The 20,416-nt window shown below is 70.0% G+C and carries 17 protein-coding genes; 7 read left to right on the top strand and 10 right to left on the bottom strand.

Annotated elements, in window-relative coordinates:
* Nucleotides 1–3: 3 nt before the first annotated feature.
* The gene (locus LXT23_RS38245) at nt 4–441 is read left to right on the top strand and encodes a hypothetical protein (RefSeq protein ID WP_253985380.1); all 438 of its coding nucleotides are present in this window, start codon (nt 4–6) and stop codon (nt 439–441) included.
* Between the two features lie 6 nt (nt 442–447).
* Here the strand turns inward: LXT23_RS38245 and LXT23_RS38250 are convergent, their stop codons facing one another.
* Nucleotides 448–1,053 (bottom strand): DUF3885 domain-containing protein, encoded by a 606-nt coding sequence (locus LXT23_RS38250; protein WP_253985381.1) that lies wholly within the window; start codon nt 1,051–1,053, stop codon nt 448–450.
* Between the two features lie 147 nt (nt 1,054–1,200).
* On the opposite strand from LXT23_RS38250, the gene LXT23_RS38255 reads away from it, so the two are divergent.
* Nucleotides 1,201–2,643 (top strand): SPFH domain-containing protein, encoded by a 1,443-nt coding sequence (locus LXT23_RS38255; protein ID WP_253985382.1) that lies wholly within the window; start codon nt 1,201–1,203, stop codon nt 2,641–2,643.
* Nucleotides 2,644–2,665: 22 nt separating this feature from the next.
* On the opposite strand, the gene LXT23_RS38260 is transcribed toward LXT23_RS38255, so the two are convergent.
* Nucleotides 2,666–3,715, bottom strand: coding sequence for a hypothetical protein (locus LXT23_RS38260; RefSeq protein ID WP_253985383.1), 1,050 nt, complete (start codon nt 3,713–3,715; stop codon nt 2,666–2,668).
* Between the two features lie 118 nt (nt 3,716–3,833).
* On the opposite strand from LXT23_RS38260, the gene LXT23_RS38265 reads away from it, so the two are divergent.
* Nucleotides 3,834–5,300, top strand: a complete 1,467-nt coding sequence (locus LXT23_RS38265; RefSeq protein WP_253985384.1) for a cytochrome c peroxidase — start codon at nt 3,834–3,836, stop codon at nt 5,298–5,300.
* On the opposite strand, the gene LXT23_RS38270 is transcribed toward LXT23_RS38265, so the two are convergent.
* Entirely contained in the window at nt 5,278–6,930 is a 1,653-nt protein-coding gene (locus tag LXT23_RS38270; RefSeq protein WP_253985385.1) for a HEAT repeat domain-containing protein, read from the bottom strand. The genes LXT23_RS38265 and LXT23_RS38270 overlap by 23 nt on opposite strands.
* A 156-nt stretch (nt 6,931–7,086) precedes the next feature.
* On the opposite strand from LXT23_RS38270, the gene LXT23_RS38275 reads away from it, so the two are divergent.
* From LXT23_RS38275 to LXT23_RS38285, 3 genes are all read left to right on the top strand, one after another.
* On the top strand, nt 7,087–8,466 hold the full coding sequence (locus LXT23_RS38275) for an FAD-binding oxidoreductase (RefSeq protein ID WP_253985386.1): 1,380 nt from the start codon (nt 7,087–7,089) through the stop codon (nt 8,464–8,466).
* Nucleotides 8,467–8,676: 210 nt separating this feature from the next.
* Complete coding sequence (locus LXT23_RS38280; protein WP_253985387.1) at nt 8,677–9,858, top strand: ABC transporter substrate-binding protein; 1,182 nt, start codon at nt 8,677–8,679, stop codon at nt 9,856–9,858.
* A gap of 131 nt (nt 9,859–9,989) precedes the next feature.
* Nucleotides 9,990–10,820 (top strand): M57 family metalloprotease, encoded by an 831-nt coding sequence (locus tag LXT23_RS38285; RefSeq protein WP_253985388.1) that lies wholly within the window; start codon nt 9,990–9,992, stop codon nt 10,818–10,820.
* A 58-nt stretch (nt 10,821–10,878) separates the two neighbouring features.
* On the opposite strand, the gene LXT23_RS38290 is transcribed toward LXT23_RS38285, so the two are convergent.
* Genes LXT23_RS38290 through LXT23_RS38305 form a run of 4 tightly spaced genes read right to left on the bottom strand, consistent with a single transcriptional unit; the run spans nt 10,879 to nt 14,529 of the window.
* Nucleotides 10,879–11,610, bottom strand: coding sequence for a L,D-transpeptidase family protein (locus LXT23_RS38290; RefSeq protein WP_253985389.1), 732 nt, complete (start codon nt 11,608–11,610; stop codon nt 10,879–10,881).
* A 42-nt stretch (nt 11,611–11,652) separates the two neighbouring features.
* A complete protein-coding gene (locus LXT23_RS38295; protein ID WP_253985390.1) occupies nt 11,653–12,669 on the bottom strand; it encodes a DUF2071 domain-containing protein in 1,017 nt (338 codons plus the stop codon).
* The gene (locus tag LXT23_RS38300; protein WP_253985391.1) at nt 12,666–13,280 is read right to left on the bottom strand and encodes a hypothetical protein; all 615 of its coding nucleotides are present in this window, start codon (nt 13,278–13,280) and stop codon (nt 12,666–12,668) included. Before LXT23_RS38300 ends, LXT23_RS38295 begins: the two co-directional genes overlap by 4 nt.
* A 58-nt stretch (nt 13,281–13,338) precedes the next feature.
* Entirely contained in the window at nt 13,339–14,529 is a 1,191-nt protein-coding gene (locus LXT23_RS38305) for a cysteine desulfurase-like protein (RefSeq protein ID WP_253985392.1), read from the bottom strand.
* Between the two features lie 263 nt (nt 14,530–14,792).
* Between LXT23_RS38305 and LXT23_RS38310 the strand changes: the two genes are divergently transcribed.
* A complete protein-coding gene (locus LXT23_RS38310) occupies nt 14,793–17,159 on the top strand; it encodes a WD40/YVTN/BNR-like repeat-containing protein (protein ID WP_253985393.1) in 2,367 nt (788 codons plus the stop codon).
* A 74-nt stretch (nt 17,160–17,233) separates the two neighbouring features.
* On the opposite strand, the gene LXT23_RS38315 is transcribed toward LXT23_RS38310, so the two are convergent.
* The 3 genes from LXT23_RS38315 to LXT23_RS38325 form a co-directional block, all read right to left on the bottom strand.
* Complete coding sequence (locus tag LXT23_RS38315) at nt 17,234–17,608, bottom strand: response regulator (protein WP_253985394.1); 375 nt, start codon at nt 17,606–17,608, stop codon at nt 17,234–17,236.
* A complete protein-coding gene (locus LXT23_RS38320) occupies nt 17,605–19,125 on the bottom strand; it encodes an ATPase domain-containing protein (protein ID WP_253985395.1) in 1,521 nt (506 codons plus the stop codon). The genes LXT23_RS38315 and LXT23_RS38320 overlap by 4 nt, the downstream gene beginning before the upstream one ends.
* Nucleotides 19,126–19,202: 77 nt before the next feature.
* A complete protein-coding gene (locus LXT23_RS38325) occupies nt 19,203–20,333 on the bottom strand; it encodes a hybrid sensor histidine kinase/response regulator (protein ID WP_253985396.1) in 1,131 nt (376 codons plus the stop codon).
* Between the last annotated feature and the right edge of the window lie 83 nt (nt 20,334–20,416).

Below are 20,416 nucleotides of genomic sequence, written 5' to 3' on the forward strand. Positions count from 1 at the left end.
CGCATGCCGCAGGCTCTCGTGCTCATCCCTCCCGAGTGGCTCACGCCGGAGCGACTGACGGCGCACCTTCCCGCGTCCTGGACTACCGGTGTGATGTTCGTGCGTCCGGACGGAGTGCAGCTCCAGGGGCCCGCGTTCGCCTGGTGCATCGACCTGAGCGTGATGACCGACCCGGACTTCTCGAGGGAGGACTACGAGACGAACGAGGATGTGGACCCGGAGTTCCGGCGACAGGTCCGGGGCTGCATCTTCTTCCTCGTCAATTTCGACGACTTCACCGTCGTGCGCAGGTTCATCGCGGAGCTGCTCGAAGCGTTGCCCGGCCCTTCCTCGCAGTACTGGATTGATGACGACTACGGGCGTGTGTGGCGCGGGGACCGCTTCCTGGCGAAGCTCCAGGTCCCCGAGTGGGACTGGCGAACGGACCAGCGGGCTCCGTAGCGCCAGCTACAGGCCGCCCGGGAACTGGGAGAGCCAGGCCTGGTAGCGCTCGCGGGCGAGGTCACGCTCCTCGGGGTTGGGGAAGAAGAGGTCGGCGCCGCCGTCATAGGGCGCGTAGACGCGCCCGCTGTCGCTCGAGACGAAGAGCACCAGGGCGACCTCCCAGTTGGCGATTGCCCGAAGCAGCGTGTCGTAGGCGCCGCGGTGCCAGCGGAGCTCGACGGCGTACAGCCCGACGGTGCTGTCGTAGTGCGACTTCAGTGCCACCGCGCCCGGCCAGTCCGCGTCGATGGGGCCCAGCAGCCTGGGGCTCAGGGTCGCCAGGGGCTCGGGCTCATTGTCGAGCTGCTCGGGCAGTGGCTCTCCGTCGAAGGCATTTCGTGCGGCGATGAGGACCCCCCGGCCACCCTCTCCGAGCATTCCAGTGGCGACCTCATTGTGCCGGGCGAGCAGCTCCGTCCAGTCCTCGGGGCTGTCGGGATAGCGCTGCGCTTCCGGGAGGCTGTGGATGCGCAGCCAGTTTTCCGGGTGCTGGAGGCGCAGCACGTGGGCCACGGGTGGCCCGTTGCTGTACCAGCATCTCCACTGCTCTCGAAGCTGCACTGCGTCCATGGTCGTAGCCTACCTGCACGCACCGCCAGCCTGGATGGCTCGGGGGACGGCACCGTCGCCGACGCGTTCCGGTAGACTCCCCTGACTGACGATACCCATGGAGGACCGTGCGCCGATGACCGGCGCCGCTCCAGAGGAGGGGGGGCCATGAGCATGTCGAAGGAGCCGGTGCGCAACGAGTACCTGGACCAGGTGCGTGAGCAGCAGCAGCGCCTGGAGGTGGACCTGAAGGCACGCAAGGTCATGTCCCCTGGGGGGATGCCCCAGCAGAACGCGATGATGCCCGCGCGGAGGGCGGCCGCCGTCCCGGTCGAGCGGACGGGCAACGCGGTGGACGTGCGCATCAGCGGCTTCTGGAAGTGGAAGACGGTCATCGTCCCGCCGAACGCCTATGTCGTGCACACGCGCCGGGGCCATTCACAGCCGCTGCACATCGGCCTGGGCGTGTCGTTCCGGTTCGACCCGACGCGGGACTCGTTCATCGTGGCCCCCGGGGCGATGCAGACCATCATCATCAACGCGCACTGCATCTGCCGCGAGCTGCAGGGACTGCTGGTGCAGGGCTACGTGCAGTGGATCATCGAGGACTTCGGCACCGCGTACCGGAAGCTGGACTTCACGGACGCGGAGGACCCGATGCGCGTCGTGAATGTGCAGCTGCGCGAGCAGGCGGAGGCGGCCATCAAGGACAAGGTGGCCACCATGAGCATCGACGCGGTGCTCTCCGACAAGCAGCCCATCATCGAGGAGCTGACGGCCCGCCTCCGACACGTGGCGGAGGGCGGTGGCGGCGGTGACAAGGGCCTGGGGCTGCGCATCGTCACGGTGCAGATCAAGGAGGCGGTGGTGAGCTCCGCGCGCCTCTGGGAGAGCCTCCAGACGCCGTTCCGCTCGGAGCGCGAGCGCGTGGCCCGGCTGGCGGCGCTCGGCACGGAGGAGGCGCTGGCACAGCGCGAGCTGGAGGTGGAGCAGACCCGGGAGCGCATGCGGCTGGAGAGCGACGGTGAGCTCGCCATGCTTCGCGCCAGCAAGGACGCGCAGTCGTACGACCGCGAGCAGTCCGAGCGCCTGCGGCGGCAGCAGCGCGAGGAAGAGGACGCGCGGCAGCTCGCGCTGGAGCGGCAGCAGTCCGCGCTCCAGACGGTGGAGCTGGAGAAGGCGCGGCTCGCGGTGGAGGCGGAGCTGACACGGCTGAAGCAGGACTCGGAGGCCGCGCGGCTCAAGCGGGAGGTCCTGGCCCACACCGAGGTCGCGGACGTGCAGCGGGCGGCGGGCAACCGCCAGGCCAAGGCCGAGCTGGAGCTGATGGACGCGCGGCAGCGCATCCTCAACGAGCTCACTCCCGCCAACGTGCAGGCCCGGTTGGTGGAGCTGCTGCCCGACATCGCGGAGAAGCTTCCTCAGCCGAAGGAGCTGCGCTCGGTGTCCATCGGCGGGAATGGCGGGACGCAGGACGGGCAGGGTGTAGCCACCCTGGTGGCACAGATGATGGCCCTGGTGAACATCCTGAAGGCCGATGCTCCTGCGCGTGCTCCGGCGGGCGGGCAGGACGCGAAGGCCGCTCTCCCGGAGGCTCCTGCGCCCCGCTGAGACTCGCGCGGCCCTGACGCCGTCAGCCCCTGGCGGAGACGAACCAGTTCCAGTCGTCCTCGTCCAGGGGCCCCGTGTTCTCCCGGCGCGCGGCGAGCACCTCCGCGCGCCAGGCTTCAGCGCCGCCCGCAATGGGCCAGGCGCGAGTGACGGTGCCGCGCTCGGGCCAGTGGAAGCTGCGCACCAGCTGGCGATTCACGCGGTCGATGACCTCGGGCGTCGCCCCGGCGCGCAGCTGAAGCTCGGCGCCAATCAGCGCGCCCTGCTCGCGGACGGCACTCGCTGGCTGCACGGTATCGATGTAGGGCCACAGGCCGAGCAGCGGAGGCTCCACGCCTTCGAGCAGCGCCGCGTGGATGCGGTCATGCCCGTCCAGCAGGAGCCACTTCGCGAAGATGTCCACATAGAGCAGCAGCGCGGGAGGCAGCGTCCCGTCCCGAGCGCGCTTGCGCCAGCTCTTCACCCGTCCATCGTCCGGTGCGGAAGGCGCGCGCAGCGGCAGCACGACCCCGCACTTGTGCTCCGGACGCTCCTGCCACCAGTTCTCCGTCCACGCAGGGAGGAACTGGAGGATGGTGTCCAGCGAGTGCGGTGAGGTGGGGGCCTGACCGAAGCCCCATTCCATGGAGCTGACGGCGTGGCGGGAGGCCTGCTCCGGGGGGATGACGTCGATGGGGCGCAGGCACCAGCGGCCCGTGTGCAGCACCGTCGCGGGGGCGTCTATGAGCGCACGTCCCAGGTATCGCGCCCAGGCTTCCCACCAGGACGGCGTTCCGGGCTCGGACGTCACGGCGCGGATGTCAGGCGCGGTCAGGAGCGGCAGCTTCCAGGGCTCGGGGGCTGTCCCCCGGAGGAAGACGCTCTGGTCCCAGTAGGCCTGGATGCGAGCCCAGAGCAGCGGCTGTCCACCACTCACCAGCCGCAGCCGGAAGTCCGGTGCGGCCTCCATGTGCAGGGCAGGGCGCTGGAGCCAGCGGCCCTCGGCGGGCACGTGCAGCAGCAGGCCGGAAGCAGCGACCGGCAGGTGCCAGTCGTGGGTGTCATCAGTGGTGATGGTCACACCGGGGTGCATGCACGCTCCTTTGCTGCCGGCCTCCACAAGCCTATCCGTCTCCATGCGCTGCAGCCCGGTGACACTCTCACGCACCGCCGGTGTTCTCTGGGGTGCCACCCACCCCGGAGACATTCCCATGCTTTCCACACGCGTCCTCGCGTGTCTCGCCAGTGCATTTGCACTCGGCGGACTGACGAATTGCACCAGCGACTCGGCACAGGAGCCGGAGGAGGGCGAGGTGGCGGCGGCCACGGTCCTCGCCACCACCGAGTCCCCGTCCGCTCTCAAGAGCACCGCCGCCGGCAAGAAGCTCTTCAGCGAGGCCTTCGCGAACACCAACGGGCGCTCGTGCGCGACCTGCCACGTCCTCGATGAGAGCACGGCGCTGCGGCCGGAGAATGTCCAGGCTCGCCTCGCCTCCAACCCGAACGACCCGCTGTTCAACCGCATCGACGCGGATGACCCGGAGGCCTCGGTCCCCACATACGAGCATCTGAAGAAGGGCCTCGTCCGCGTCGTCCTCCCGCTGCCCGCGAACATGGATGTCATCGACACCCAGGGCAACGTCATCACTCCGCCCGACCGGAAGATTGCCGTCTGGCGCGGCGTGCCGAGCATCCAGGATGTCGCCATCACCGGGCCGCACTTCCAGCTCGACGGCCGCGAGTCCAACCTGGAGGACCAGGCGCAGGCCGCCATCACCAGCCACAGTGAGGGTGGCCCCGTGTCCCGCTCGCAGCTGCGCAAGGTCGCGGACTTCCAGCGCGGCGAGTTCACCTCGCCTCGCGCACGGTTCGTCTCCGACCTGCTCGGGTTCGGCGTCCCGCTCGGCCAGATTCCCGTCCCCGAGGACTTCATGTGGCTCACGCCGCAGGAGCTGCGCGGCCGGGAGGTCTTCAAGGTCGCCTGCGAGGCCTGCCACGGTGGAGCCACGCTCAGCCGCATCTCCCATCCGGGCGTCCTGGAGCTTGCCGCCCAGTTCCCGGTGACGAAGCCCGACGGCAACGTCCTCTTCACCCACGTCCCGGGCGTGGGGCCCGTGCCCGCGCAGGGAGCGCGCGCGGACGTCAACATCGTGAACGTCGCCTTCTCTGGCTTCTCCTACCTGGGACAGATTGGTCAGTTCCCCGTGCTGTTCAACACCGACATCGAGCTGCCGCGCTACCGGTTCCGCTTCTACACGGATGGCACGCGGACGCAGCAGGTGACAGACCTTCCGCCCAATCCTGTCACGGCCAGCGGTCATCCCTATGACCCGAACCCGAAGCTGGATGAGAACGGTGCGCCCATCGTCGGCCCCAACCTCTTCCCGCAGTGGTTCTCCACCGATCCGGGCCGCGCGGTCATCACCGGCAACCCGCTGGACTTCGAGGCCTTCGACATCCCCACGCTTCGCGGCATCTCGAGGACCGCGCCCTACTACCACGACAACAGCGTGGCGAACCTGGAGGTCGTCGTGGACATCTACAGCCAGTTCGTCCTGCCCTTCACCACGCCCCTGAACCTGCCGCCCGTCCACCCACCCGAGACACCGGGCGGGCCTCCCGAGTCCCTCAGCGCGACGGAGAAGCAGGACCTGCTCAAGTTCCTGCACCGACTCTGAGCGACCCGTCCAGGACGTCGGCCACATAGCTGCGAAGAGGGGGAGGGACGTTCTTCACGGGATGTCCCTCCTGTCGCGCCAGGTGGAACTCCAGCGCTTCATCGAGCAGTGCGGAGCAGCACCCCTTCAAGCTCGCATCGAGCAGTGCGCAGAGGTCCTCGACCGAGCCCAGGCGGGACAGGGCCCAGACTGCCTCATCCGCTCCAGGGGCAATCTGCCTGTTCCCCCAGGGGCCCTCGGTGGTGAGTGCGCGCAGCAGCACGGGCCGGCTGGCTTCCGCATCCACCTGTCCCAGCCAGCGGAGTGCATCGGCGCGCAGCCAGGGCTCGGGCGCTTCGAGGGCCGCATGTCGCAGCATGGGAAGCCACTCGCTCCTGCCTTGCTGTGCGAGGCCCGCGGCCGCTCGGAGCCGCACCGCTGGGTGGTTCGCGTGGATGAGGGAGCCGAGCCGGTCGCACCAACTGGCGCCCGACTCGCCCAGGGCCAGCAGCCCCTCGAGAGCAAAGCACTGCGACACGTCATCGGTGCCGCGCAGGCCGGTGAGGAACAGCGGGCGGTCTCCGGGCTCGGGCCTCTGTGCCGCAAGCCGGAGGACGAAGCGGACGAGGGGCGTGTTGTCGGCGTACCTCGCCGCGACGAGTGCCCACCGGATGGCAACGGCCCGGTCGTGGTCGAAGAGACTGTCGAGCAGCTCGTGCCGTACCTCTGTCGCAAGGGTGAAGTCGCAGAGGTAGCGGTACAGGAACGGCCGGGCTTCCGGCCATTCACAGAGCAACACCGTGGCCCGGGCGAAGGCCGGCTGGCGCTCCACGAGCCCGTAGGGCACGGTCCAGGCGGAGCTTTCTGCTCGCACGATGCGGAGCAGGAGGCGCAGCAGTGCCTCCTCGCCGAAGTAGCCGCGCAGGTCGGACAGGGGCAGCAGGAGCGCATTGGCGGCACGTTGCATCGCGTCGGGCGCATCCCTCACGAGCCGCGCCAGTTCCTCGCGTGACAGTCCGCCGTACAGGAGCCCCTGCTGGTCGTAGGCAGTCAGCTCCCGGGTCCACTCCGTGAGGAGCTTCCACGCCTCCGGGCGCTCGCGGTGGGCCAGCGCCACGTCCAGGTTTCCCGCTTCCGAGACCTCGTGGCGGTCGGACTGATGCCAGCGCGTGAACAACCCCTCCACGAGTCGGGCAGGCAGGGGAGCGGTGTCGGAGTCGGCGAGGATTCGTGCTCGCTCCTCTGAGGACACCTGGAGCAACGCCGCCTCCACCTCGGTGCCATCGTCGTCGAGTCGTGCCGGGTCCAGGAGGGTGCCCAGCGAGGGGCCACATGGCCCAAGGTGGTAATGCCCGGGACAGGTGCGAGCCGACGTTCGATGGAGCAGCTGCGACAGCTCCGTGCCAGAGAGGCGCAGCCCGTGCCGTGCGCCGACCCACAGGGCCCGGTTGCGAACGGAGAAGTCCTCTCGCGTATCGAAAAGCAGGGTGCGTAGGAGCGGGAGCTGCTCCGGACCTCCGAAGATTCCGAGCAGGCCCACAATCCGGAATCGGAGCCACGGGTCCGCCGAGGGCGCCGCTTGCAGGAGGGACAGCACCTGGGCGCGGATGTTCTCGCGCGAGGACCACACCAGACTGGGGACTGAGGACAATCCAGACGCCGAGTTGGGACCGGCTGGCGAGACCGGCTGCGAGGACGCAGGAACCTCCATAAGCTAACTGGCATACGTCCCTATCGCAACCCACGGTGGGAAGGTGCGCCCCCACCGTCGGGTTGGAGCACGGTACGGACCGGGAGGTACACGGCGATGTCCCAGGGGACGGCGGACCTGCTCCATGCGCTTGCGGCCGTGCTGCCGCCCGAGGCGCTCGTCACCGACGCCGACGTGCTCGAAGCCCACCGCCGGGACCAGGCGGAGTGGGCTCCGGCGGGCATGCCCCGCGTCCTCGTCCGCCCCGGCTCGACCGCCGAGGTGCAGGCCGTCCTCCGGGTCGCCTCTGCCCTGCGTGTTCCCGTGGTGCCCCGGGGCGCGGGCTCGGGGCTGTCGGGCGGGGCGAACGCCGTGGACGGCTGCATCGTCCTGTCGCTGTCGCGGATGAACCGCGTACTGGAAGTCGACCGGCGCGGCATGTTCGCGGTCGCCCAGCCCGGAGTGCTCAATGCCGCCGTCAAGGCCGCAGCGGCGGAGCAGGGGCTCTGGTACGCGCCCGACCCGGCGAGCTGGGAGTTCTCCTCCATCGGCGGCAACCTCGCCACCAACGCGGGCGGCCTGTGCTGCGTGAAGTACGGCGTCACGGGAGACGCCGTGCTGGGGCTCGAGGCCGTGCTCGCGGATGGCTCCGTCGTCCGCACCGGTGGGCGTACCATGAAGAACTCCGCTGGCTACGGGCTCACCCGGCTGTTCGTCGGCTCTGAAGGCACGCTGGGTGTCATCACCGAGGCCACGCTGAAGCTGCGGCCCCGTCCTCCGAAGGCGACGACGCTGGTGGCCTCGTTCCCCACGCTCGTGGGCGCCGGGGTGGCGGTGACGGACATCATGGCCTCCACCCGGCCCTCGCTCCTGGAGCTGATGGACCGCGCCACCGTCCGCGCCGTCGAGGCTTTCGGGCCCATGGGCCTGGACGTGGAGGCCGCCGCGCTCCTGCTCGCGCGCTCCGATGCGGGAGGCGAGCAGGGCGTGGCGGAGCTCGCCCAGATGGCCGCCGCCTGCGAGTCCGCCGGCGCCACCTTCGTCGCGCAGTCCGCTGACGAGGCCGAGGGTGAGCTGCTGATGCAGGCCCGCCGGCTCGCCTATCCCGCGCTGGAGAAGCAGGGCGCCACGCTGCTCGACGACGTCGGCGTCCCGCTCTCGCGCATCGCGGAGTTGCTGGACGCCGTCGAGCGCAGCGCCGCGAAGCACGACGTGCTCATCGGCACCTTCGGCCACGCGGGCGACGGCAACATGCACCCCACCGTCGTCTTCGACCGGAATGACCCCGTGGCCCTCTCGCGGGCCCGGGCCGCGTTCGATGACATCCTCCGCGCGGCGCTCGCGCTGGGCGGGACCATCACCGGCGAGCACGGCGTCGGCGCCCTCAAGCGGCCCTTCCTCGGCGAGCAGCTCGGTCCGGGCGGGCTGCACCTGCACCACGCCATCAAGGGCGCGCTGGACCCACTCGGCATCCTCAACCCCGGCAAGGTGTTCTGACGTCCGGCCCGTGCCAGCGTCCGCGCCCGGAGGCGCCGCGCATGCTCCGACTCCGGCCTCCTCAACCCCGGCAAGGTGTTCTGACGTCCGGCCCGTGCCAGCGTCCGCGCCCGGAGGCGCCGCGCATGCTCCGACTCCGGCCTCCTCAATCCCGGCAAGGTGTTCTGACGTCCGGGCCCGTGCCAGAGTCCGCGCCCGGAGAAACCGCGCATGCCCCGACTCATTCCACTGCTCGCAGCCCTCGCCTTGGGAACCCTCGCCTGTGAGCGGAAGGCTCCGCCCGCCGCGCCGCCGGAGGCCGCGCCCGTGCCTCAACAGCAGGCCGCCTCGCAGACGGGGCCCATCCTCCTGGGGACACTGGGCAGCCTCACCGGCTCGGAGGCCTCGTTCGGCACGGTGGTGAGGGACGGCATCCAGTTCGCGATAGAGGAGGTCAACGCGAAGGGTGGGGTGAAGGGCCGCAAGGTGGAGCTGCGCTCCTATGACACCCAGGGCCGCATCGAGGAGTCCGTGGCCGCGGCCCAGCGGTTGATTGGCCAGGACCGCGTGGCGGTCATCCTCGGAGACGTGACGTCGTCCGGCTCGCTCGCCATCGCGGACGCCGCGCAGGCGGCGCGGGTGCCCATGGTGACGCCGTCCGCCACGCACCCGGACGTGACGAAGAAGGGCGACTACATCTTCCGCACCTGCTTCATCGACCCCTTCCAGGGCGGCGCCATGGCGCGCTTCGCCCGCGAGACGCTGAAGCTCGACCGTGTCGCCGTCCTGCACGACGCCAAGAACGCCTCCTCCATGGGGCTGAGCGGGGCGTTCACCGACGCCTTCAAGGCGCTCGGCGGGACGGTGGTTGCGGCGGAGAGCTACTCCAAGGGCGACACGGACTACCGGGGGCCGCTGCTCGCGGTGAGGAGGGCGAAGCCGCAGGCGCTGTACCTGCCCGGCTTCTACAGCGAGGTGGGCGTCATCGCCCGCCAGGCGCGCGAGCTGGGCATGACGCAGCCACTGCTGGGCGGTGACGGCTGGGAGTCCGACCGCATCTTCGAGCTGGCCGGCGGCGCGCTGGAGGGCGCGTACTACTCGTCGCACTACGCGGAGGACAACCCCGCGCCGGAGCTGCAGCGCTTCGTCGCCGCGTTCCGCGCGCGCTACGGCCGCTCTCCCGAGGCCGCCTCCGCCCTGGGCTATGACGCCGCCAAGGTGGCGCTCGCGGCCATCGAGAAGGCGGAGCCCCTGTCCGGCCCCGCCATCCGTGACGCGCTCGCCGCGACGAAGGACTTCCCCGGGGCCACCGGCACGCTCACCCTGGATGCCAACCGCAACCCGGTGAAGCCCGCCGTCATCCTCACCATCCGCGACGGCCGCAGGAAGTTCGCCGCCGCCGTGACGCCCTGAGCCACACCCGCTTCGACGCGGGCCGCCATGCGTCATCGGGCGCCAGGACGCGCAATGGGCCCTCGGTTCGTTCTGGCCCAGTTACGCTTCCGGGTTGGACAGATTTCCTGTCCAACGAGGAAGGGAACTCCATGCGCAACCTCCGCTCCATCGCGTTGCTGGCTGGTGTGTCACTGCTGTGTTCGTCGTGCGGCAGCCCCGAGGCAGAGCTTCCGTCCGAGGGCGCTCGTGAGGGCTTGTCCTTCGAGGAGTTCAAGGCGACGGCCCACGACGAGCCCGACTCGGACGTCTTCGTCGTCAACGGCGACATCCCCGTCGAGGGCGTCGACGGCCTCCGCGAGTACTACGACACCTTCGTCAATCCCGAGCTGGGCACCCGCGAGGACGCGCTCGCCGTCTATTGCCTCAATGGCCAGCGCATCAAGTGGAGCGCCACCGCTGCCCGGAACCTGACCTATTGCATCAGCACGGCCAGCTTTGGCAGCCGTTACTCCACCGTCGTGAGTGCGATGGCCTCCGCGGCTGCGACCTGGGAGACCGTGGCAAACGTCAACTTCATCCACCTGAGCCAGTACGATGGCAGTTGCACCGCCTCGCAGGCTGGAGTCGTGTTCGACGTCCGTCAGACGACCACCACCTCGTATCTGGCGCGCGCGTTCTTCCCGAACTCCAGCCGCAGCGGGCGCAACATCCTCATCAGCACCAGCCTGTTCGGCAGCACCGGGCCCTATACGTTGGCAGGCGTCTTGCGGCACGAGCTCGGGCACGTGCTTGGCTTCCGTCACGAGCCGAGTCCCACGCCGAATCCTGCCCCCGGCTGCTACGAGGACAGCAACTTCTGCAGGCTGACCCCCTACGACCCCGACTCCATCATGGGCTATCCGCATTGCGGCGGCATACAGACGTGGGAGCGCAATCTGTCGACGCTCGACCAGCAGGGGGCCCACGCCCTCTACCCATAGTCGACCAGGCTCCGGTGGCACATGGGCCCGGGCCACCGTTGCCCGGGCTCCAGGCGCCTCAGCGCGCCGGCTTCACCACGTAGGTGCCCGTCTTCTTCTCGATGGACGTCACCGGGACGCGCCGGCTCTCCTCGAAGTGGGCGTACGCCGGCTGGAGGCTCCGCCAGAAGGCGACGAGCGGGTCCGTGGCGGGCCGGCCCTGCTCCAGCGCCTTCAGGCCCCCGGCATCCAGCCTGCGCGGGAAGAGGTGGATGGGGACGTTGCGCTTCGTCTTCGCGTGAGTGTCGAGCACCATGAGGTACAGCTCCTCAATGGGCTCGTCCTGGATGGCGATGCAGCCGATGCTCACGCAGTTGCCGTGGACCATGATGGCTCCGCCCGGGTCCACCCCGCGCCCCGAGTGGAAGCGGTCCGCCGCGTTCGGATAGCTGACGCGCATGGACAGGTGGTAGTCGCTGTACGGGTTGAAGAGGTCGATGGTGTAGAAGCCCTCGGGCACCTGCAAATCACCCTGGCGGCGCTTCGGGCCCAGCTCGCCCGACGCGTAGCAGAACGGGTACGTCTTCACCTTCACCAGCGGCCCCGACTTCGGCCCCGCCCAGACCTCCAGCTCCTTCTCGTGCTTGAAGGCCCGCAGGTACATCTGCTCCGGCGGCCAGGCCACACCGGCGGACTTGAAGAGCGCGGCGACGGCGGGCGTCCGGGCCTTGCGCGCGGCGGCGACCCGGCTCGGCTCCGCGTGCGCGGTGAGCGCGATGAACACCAGCAGGGCGGCGAGGGGAATCCTCATGGCGCCTGGGACGCTCCTGCCCGGGGCTTCGTTCCCCGTCCTTTACTGCGCATGGCGCTCCCTCCGCAGGGGCCGCCACCGGTAGGCGCACTCGGTGAGGTGCAGCACCGAGTCCAGCCGGGCGCCCGGGGCGAGCGGCCCCGTGTCGAAGTACTCGCAGTACAGCTGGACCGGGGTGACGAAGTGCGCGTTCCACGGCTCGCGGTCGATGGTGAGCACGTACACGAAGCCCTCCGCCACACCCAGGGCGTCGTAGCACTCCACCAGCGGCTCGTGCAGGTCCTCCAGCCCCGTCCACACGCTCCCGGCCGGGGGCCGGGTACTGGGCCGGGTGTCGAAGACGCCCACCAGCTTGCCTCCCGGAAACGCGGGCTCCGGGTCCACGGCGGCGGTGAGCAGGTCGCCCTCGCGGGCCATCACCATGCTCGCCTCTCCAAACTCGTGGAACTTGAACTCCTTGAGCGCGTTGCCCACGCGGCGCATCAGCGGGTCGCTGGTCTCGCTGCGCACGAAGTAGCCCCCGCGCCGCCAGGCTCCGCTCGCGTTCCGGTAGCGCACCGCCGCGCGGTAGCTCACCTGGTAGAAGCACATGCCCAGCAGCGGCGACAGGCCCTGTGGCCGCATGTCCCGCAGCGACGACATCAGCACCTGCACCCACGCGCTGCCCCGGAAGACCTCCGGCTCCAGCGGCGCGGGCAGCAGGCGGGCCAGGCGCTCCGGCTCCACCGCGTAGTTGATGGACAGCGCCTCCACCCAGTGCGTCTGCACCTGGGTGAGCCAGGGCACCGACGGGCACTCCTCCATGCCCTCGGACGTGGGGCTCGGGTCATGTGCCCCGGCCAGGGCGCTCTCCGCGTCCCGCAGCGCCTGGTGCCCCGCCGGCGTCAGCACCCACTGGCGCCGCTCCACGCGCATCAGCCCGTCGCGGGACATGCCGCCCAGCACCGAGGCCGGGTCCTTCACTCCGGCCGCGGAGAGCCTGCGGTGGAGCTCCGCTTCCGGCAGGCCCAGGGGCTCCAGGGCCACCGTCACCAGCGCAGCGAGCGACTCCGGGCTCATACCAGCCGCGCCCCGCTCCCGCCGCCGGACAGCCTGCGCAGGCGGGCCCGATGGAGGGCCAGGCCGCCGCCGAACTGCGTGGCGAACCACACCGCGGCGAGCAGGTTGAAGGCGTGGTCCGGCACCTGCGTCATCCCCAGCGCGGCCAGCCCGAAGGCGGCGGCCACCAGGAACCAGATGCGGCCCATCAGCGCGCCCATCATGGAGAAGGCCGTGCCGAAGAGGACACACGCCACCGCCGGCATGAAGAGCCGGTCCAGGCCGAGCAGCCAGTTGATGACCGCCACCAGCACCATGCCGGCGATGAAGGTGGTCCAGATGGCCCAGATCTGCCGCTCGATGAAGGAGCGCGTCCCCGCCGTCTCCCTTCGCTTGAGGATGAAGATGGTGACGATGTTGAAGGTCAGCAGGCCGCCCCACAGCAGCGCGTAGGGGCCCGGCAGCCGGTGGCCCTGCGTCCACAGCCACTGGGTGGCCACGAAGCCGCCCGCGTTGACGAAGGCGTGGAGCATCCAGATGACGCCCCAGTTCTGCAGGGCGGAGTCGTCACGCGCCTGGGCGACGACGCGGCGGATGAGGTCGAGGGCCTGGTTCGCTTCTTCGCGGTTCATCGTCCGCCGGAGTGTAGGCGAACCTCTCGGACCCTGCTGGGGTGCTCGGCCGGGGCCGTCAGCGGAGCGAGTCCAGCCCCTCGAAGAGCCGGTCCACGTCCGTGGCGGTGTTGTAGTGCAGCAGCGAGGCGCGCACGGCCCCGTCGGGCATGAGGCCGAGCGCCTGCGCGGCCAGGGTGGCGTAGTAGTGGCCGGCGGCCACGCCCACGCCTCGCGCCGCCAGGTGCTCCGCCACCGCGCGCGTGGGGACGCCCTTCACGTTGAAGCAGAAGGTGGCCACCCGACCGCGCGCCTCCCGGGGGCCGTACAGCTGCACGCGAGGGTGCGCGAGCAGCCGCTCCAGCGTGGACTCCAGCAGCGGGCGCTCCAGGGCCTCGATGCGGTGGAAGGCCGCCTCCAGGCCCGCGCGCCCCGGCTGCCCTCCGCCCAGCACCTCGCGCAGGTAGCGCAGGGAGCCCAGCCACCCGGCGAGCCCCTCGTGGTTGGCCGTGCCGGGCTCGAACTTCTGCGGGCTGTCGTCGGGGACGAACCAGAGCTTGTCGGCGGGCAGCCCGGGCAGCAGCTCGCGGCGCACGTACAGGCAGCCCAGGTGCGGGCCGAAGACCTTGTACTGGGAGAATGTGACGAAGTCCGCGCCCCAGCCCTGCACGTCCGGCAGGTGGTGCGGGCTGGAGTGCACCGCGTCCACGATGGCCCAGGCGCCCGCCTCGTGCGCCAGCGCCACGGTGCCGGCCACGTCCGGCGTGGCGCCCACCGAGTTGGCCGCCGCCGTCACCGCCACCAGCCGCGTGCGCGGGGTGAGCAGCGCGCGCAGGTCCGCCAGCTCCAGCCGGCCCTCGGGCCAGCGCGCCTTCCACGTCCGCACCCCCACGCCCTGGGCCTCCAGCATCCGCCAGGGGGTGGCGTTGGACTCGTGCTCCAGCTCGGAGATGACCACCTCGTCCCCCGCGCGGAACAGGCGCGAGAAGGCGCGCCCCAGCTGGAAGGTGAGCGAGGTGGCGCTGGTGCCCAGCAGGACCTCCTCCGGCTGGCAGTGGAGGAACTCCGCCGTCTCCACGCGCGCCCGGGCCTTCAGTGCCGTGGCCGCCACCGAGGCCGGGTAGGGCTGCCCCACGTTGCAGCTCCCGCTGGAGAGGAACGCGGAGATGGCGTCGATGGTGTGCGTGGGCACCTGGGCCCCGGCGGCGTTGTCCAGGTAGCTGAACCCGGAGCGCAGGGCAGGGAAGTGCGCGGCGAAGGAAGTGGTCATGGCGCGCGCAGCATAGCCACCCGCCAGAGGGGAAGTGGCCACCCGCGGGGGGCCCGAGTCTCTCCCTTGCGCCGCGATTTCCATGCGGGTTCGGAGGGTCCTTCCCGACCGCATGCGCACCGGCCCTGGGGGAGTGCGAAAGCTCCTCTTTGCTTTGAATCCAAACCATTCACGGATTCTTTGCCATCTTCTCATAAAAAGAAAATTGCGTTATCGTTGTACTCCCCCCGGGCGGACGTTCCCCAGGCCCCTCAGGAGTACGGATGTCTCAGTGGAAAGCGTGGCAGCGGTGGTTTGCGGCAGCGGCAGTGGTGTTGAGCGGGCCCGTCCTCGCGGGAGAGAAGGACGACCCGAACGGCCGCAGGCGGGCGATGGACGAGTGGTACAACGAGTCCTACGGCAAGCAGTACGGCAAGCAGAAGAAGGGCGGCCCCTGGTCCGCGGCGTTCCGCAAGCACATGAACCAGGCCGCGGCGAAGGAGCGTGAGACGTACTCCTCGCTGCTGCCGGGCACGAGCTCGCCCATCCTCCCGGCGGGAGATCCGTCCGCCTCGCTGGCGGCCACCGGCACGACGTGGGTGAACATCGGGCCGACCAAGGCCAACTACGCGCAGAACGGTGGCACCATCCTGAACAAGACGGACACGGGCCGGGTGCGCGACATCATCATCGACCCGACCAACGCCTCCACGCTCTACATCGCCTTCTCGGGCGGCGGCGTGTGGAAGTCCACCGACGCCGGGGCGACGTGGACGCCGAAGACGGAGACGCTGGGCAGCCTGTCCACGGGCTCGCTGTCGATGGACCCCAACAACAGCAACACGCTGTACCTGGGCCTCGGCGACCCGTTCGACGGCACGGGCATCGGCCTGGTGAAGTCCACCGACGGCGGCAACACCTGGTTCGCGCCCGTGTACCTGGGCAACGCCACGGAGATTCCCGACCTCATGGTGGCGCCGGGCAACAGCAACATCGTGCTGGCGGCCACCAACGCCGGCCTGTTCCGCTCGGTGGACGCGGGCGCGACGTGGTCCGCCATCCCCCTGAACACCGGCTTCCCCGGTCCCACGTACGGCTGGTCCATTGAGTGGGCCGGTGGCACGCGCTTCGTCGCCGCCATCGACGCGGACCCGCTCAACGCCAACGGCGCCACCCAGGGCCAGGTCTGGGCCTCCAACGACAACGGCGCCACGTGGACGCGGAGCACGGGAATCACGTCCACCGGTGGCCTGGAGCGCATCACCCTGGCCGCGGCGCCCTCCAGCCGCACCACCCTGTACGCGCTGGCGGCCAACCCCGCCGGCAACCTGGCGGACATCTACAAGTCCACCAACGGTGGCACCAGCTGGACGGCGCTGGCCGCCGGCGGCAAGCGCTACAAGAACGGCAACGCCGAGGGCCGCACCGTCAGCACCCTGTTCAACGGCCAGGGCTGGTACGACCACCTGCTCATCGTCCACCCGACGAACCCGAGCCTGGTGTTCTTCGGCGGCGCGCTGCACCTGGCGAAGACCACGGACGGTGGCGCCTCGTACTCGCAGGTCAGCAACTGGCTGGGCCAGTTCGCCCTGCCGTACGTGCACGCGGACTTCCACGCGGCGGCCTTCGACGCGGCCGGCAAGCTCTACGTGGGCAGTGACGGCGGCGTCTTCGTCTCCGCCGACGGCGGCACCACCTTCTCCGACGCGCTCAACCTGGGCATCGCCTCGCACCTCGTCTACGACCTCGGCATGTCCGGGGCCAACCGCAACGCCGTCATCGCGGGCCTGCAGGACAACGGCACCCGCGTGCGCGTGAATGACACCGCCATCTACAACCAGGAGATTGGCGGCGACGGCTTCGACAGCGAAATCCACCCGACCAACGCCAGCCTGATGCTCGGCTCGCTGTACTACTCGCGCATCCAGCGCAGCACCGACGGCGGGCTCAACTGGGTGGCCGCGTGCACCGGCATCACCGAGTGCAACAACAGCGGCACCGCGCCCTTCGTGACGCGCATGGCGCTGGGCCTGGCTGACGCCACGGGCAACACCGTGTACACGCACACCAACGCCCGGGTGTACCGCTCCACCAACTTCGGCACCTCCTGGACGGCGCTCGGCGCCACCGGCCTGCCCACCACCAGCCTCTTCCTGCGCAACGTGGGCGCGGCGAAGTCGAACGCGAGCGTCATCGGCGCGGTCGCCAACACCGGCCGCGTGTTCCTCACCAGCAACGGCGGCACCTCCTGGACGCAGGCCGGCGCGCTGCCGAACAACGGCTACAGCCTGAGCGACATCGTGTTCGACCCGGCCAACGCGAACGTCATCTACGTGAGCTCGGTCGTCGCGGACGCGGCGTTCAACCACCTGTGGAAGTCCACCGACTTCGGCGCCACCTGGACGGTCATCGAGAACGGCCTGCCCGCGGGCGTGCCGGTGAACACCGTCACCGTGGACCCCACCAGCAGCGCCACGCTGTACGCCGCCACGCACCTGGGCGTGTACCGCTCCACCGACGCGGGCGCCTCGTGGACCCGCTTCGGCGCCGGCATGCCGCTGGTCAACGTGACGGACGTGCAGATCCTCCCGGACTCCAGCCTGGTGCGCGCCGCCACCTTCGGCCGGGCCATCTGGGAGCTGCGGCCGTAGTCCGCCGCTGAGCGGAAGTGACGCAGCAGGGGGGCTCGGACCGCGAGGTCCGGGCCCCTCCTGCTTCTTCGACGCTACGCCACACCCTCGGGCTCGGTGGGGGCGAGGGTGTGCACGTGCTCCAGCAGGTCCTTCAGGGAGAAGGGCTTCTTGAGGAACCCCGCCCAGTCGTACTCCTTGGGCCGCACCGACGGGTCGATGGCGCTCATGATGAGCACGGGCAGCTGACTGAAGTCCGGGTGGCGGCGGATGGCGCGGATGGTCTCGAAGCCGTTCATCACCGGCATCATCACGTCCACGATGGCCAGGTCCGGCCGCACGCCGTCCAGGCGCTGGAGCGCCTCGCGGCCGTTGGCACAGACGACGACGTTGTAGCCCTCGTCCTCGAGGATGGACTTCACCGCCTCCGCGATGTCGAGCTCGTCGTCCACGACCAGGACGGTCTTCATGACCGCCTCCGGCGCAGCAGACCCCGCTTGGGCTTCTTGGGCTTCTTGCTCCCGGGCGTGCCCATGGGGGGATGGAGGTCCGTGTCCTTGGCGTCCGCCCTCAGTCGTGCCTGCCCGGTGAGGACCGCCTCCGCGCTGCTGAACGTGTCCGCGACGGTGATGCCGTCATCGGAGATGGCGAACTCCCGGATGCCGCTGTCGTACTGGCTCTCCCGCATCTTCATGATGGAGAGCAGCCGGTACAGCTGCGAGCGCAGCTCCACGTAGCGCAGGTAGATGATGTTCTCCACGTACGCCGCCGCCTCGGGCTGCGGCGTCTCCACGGACGAGGAGAACAGCGCCGTCTCGTCCGAGTAGAGGGTGGTGACGTCCAGCATGCGCAGCTGGTGGGAGAGGGCGGAGAAGAAGCGCGGCATGCGCTCCGGGTAGACGGCGGCGGAGCGGAAGCCCGCCACGCTGTCCACGAAGAGCCGCGGCCGCTTCACCTTGCGCTCCTGGATGCGCTCCAGCAGCCGCTCCGCCAGCGCGTCCATGGTGTGCTCCAGCGGCGGCTGCCACTGGATTTCGATGAGCCCCTTGTCCACGTACTTCTTCAAGTCACTCATGCCCACGCCGGCGGCCTTCTCCATCAGCCGCACCGGCGTCTCGTAGAAGCCGAAGTAGACGCCGGGCTGGCCCTCCCGGGCCCCCTGGAGGAGGAAGTGGAGCCCCAGCAGCGTCTTGCCCGTGCCCGGGCTGCCCAGCAGCAGGGTGGTGGAGCCGGAGAGCACCCCGCCATGCAGCGCGTCGTCCAGGCGTTGGATGCCGAAGGGCATCCGGATGCGGTCCTCGCGGCCCCGGTCCTCGGGGTTGGAGAACTGCACCTCCGTGCGGGGGTGGATGATGATGCCCTTGTTCGAGATTTCCAGCTCGTGCTTGCCCAGCAGCGAGTCGCTGCCCCGGAACTTGAGCGCCACCAGCTCCCGCACCGCGCGCGGCCCGGCCAGCCAGAGCGACAGCTCGAAGATGCCGTCCACCGCCGTGGTCTCCGGGTGGATCTCCCCTTCGTGGTGGGGGGACAGCAGCAGCGTCGTGCAGCCGATGATGCTGACGAACGTCTGCAGCTCCTGGAGGAAGCGCTTGAAGGACAGGTCGCTCCGGGCGAACTCCTTCGCCGCGTCCATGCCGTCGATGATGAGCAGCGTGGCCTGGTGCTGCCGGGTGGCGCGCCGCACCAGCTCCAGCATCCCCTTGAGCCCCTCGGTCTCCAGCTCCCGGTAGCCGCTGATGTAGTGCAGCTTGTCGGGGATGACGCTCGAGTCGAAGAACGCCATCTCCTCGAGGTTCGTCAGCATGCGCGCGTGCGACTCGGTGAGCAGCGTCACGTAGAGGACGCGTCCACCCTGCTTGACGTGGTTGAAGGCAATCTGGTGGGCCAGCACCGTCTTGCCCGAACCGGGCGGCCCCAGGAATGCGTAGGACGCACCCTTCAGCAGGCCCCCCTTGGTGATGAAGTCGAGGCGTGGAACGCCGGTCACCAGCCGCTCCTGCCGTCCCTTCCGCTCGCTCCTGCCGCCCACATCACTTCCGGCCGACACAGATGTCCTCTCTTTCGTCAGTACCGCTCCGTCCGGTGCCGGGGGAGCCTCACCTGGAATGTCGCGCCCTGTCCCTGCTGGCTGTCGACGGTGATGGTGCCCCCATGGGCCGTGACGATTTCCTTCGCGATGAACAGCCCCAGCCCCAGCCCATCCGCTTCCCTGGCGCCGTCCGCGCGCACGAAGCGGTTGAAGATGCGGGCGTGGTCCTGGGGGGAGATGCCGATGCCATGGTCGCGGACCGTCAGCAGGAGGGCGTCGTCCTGCTCCCGCAACTGGACGTGCACGGGCCGGCCGCTACCATATTTGAACGCATTGGTGAGCAGGTTGCTCAGCACCTGCTCCAGCCGGAGGCGGTCCCCGAAGTGGATGACCTGCCCGGGGGGCAGCTCCAGCTGGAGCTCCACGTCCGCGGCCCGGGCCTGGACCGACAGGCGCTGCGTCACGTCCTGGATGAGCTCTACCAGGTCCAGGGTCTCCACCTGCAGCGTCATCCGGTGGCTGCCGACGCGTGACACGTCCAGCAGGGTGTCGAGCAGCTGCTGCAGGCGCGCCAGCTGACGGAGCGCGGGCAGGGTGCTCGCCTCCAAGGTGGCCAGGGGCAGGGTTCCGGACGGGGCGCGGGAGCTCTGGTGGACGACCCGCTCCAGGTGGAGCCGCAGCGCGGTGATGGGCGTCTTGAGCTCGTGGGCGGCAATGGAGAGGAACTCGTCGCGGGCCCGGACGGCCGCCTGGGCGCGCCCCTGCAGCCGCAGCAGCGCCTCCACGTTGGCCAGCAGCTCCTCGTCCTCCATGGGCGACGTCCAGTAGGCGTCCGCGCCCTGGGCCAGGCCCCGGACCCGGTCCTCCCGGCTGACGGAGACCGAGGAGAGGTGGGCGATGAGCAGGTCCTTCGTGCCCTCCTGGGCGCGCAGGCGCCGGCACACCTCGTACCCGTCGATGTCGGGCATGTGGACGTCCAGGAGCACCATGTCCGGCCGCCCGGCGGCCAGCCGGAGTGCCTCCATCCCCGAGCTCGCCTCCACGACCTGATAGCCGGCACCCTTGAGCACGAGGCTGTGGAGGTACAGGACGGCGGGCGTGTCGTTGACGTTGAGGATGGTGGCCTTCGGCCGGGGCTCCTCGGTTGTCAGGCCAGGTGGGCTCACAGGCGTTCCAGGACGATGCGGAAGGATGGTCCTGGACATAGCGGAACGGAATCCCCCTCGTGCGAATCGCGTGCACGGGTTGT

The organism is Pyxidicoccus xibeiensis (genome assembly GCF_024198175.1).
In the GTDB taxonomy this organism is placed as follows: Bacteria; Myxococcota; Myxococcia; order Myxococcales; family Myxococcaceae; genus Myxococcus; species Myxococcus xibeiensis.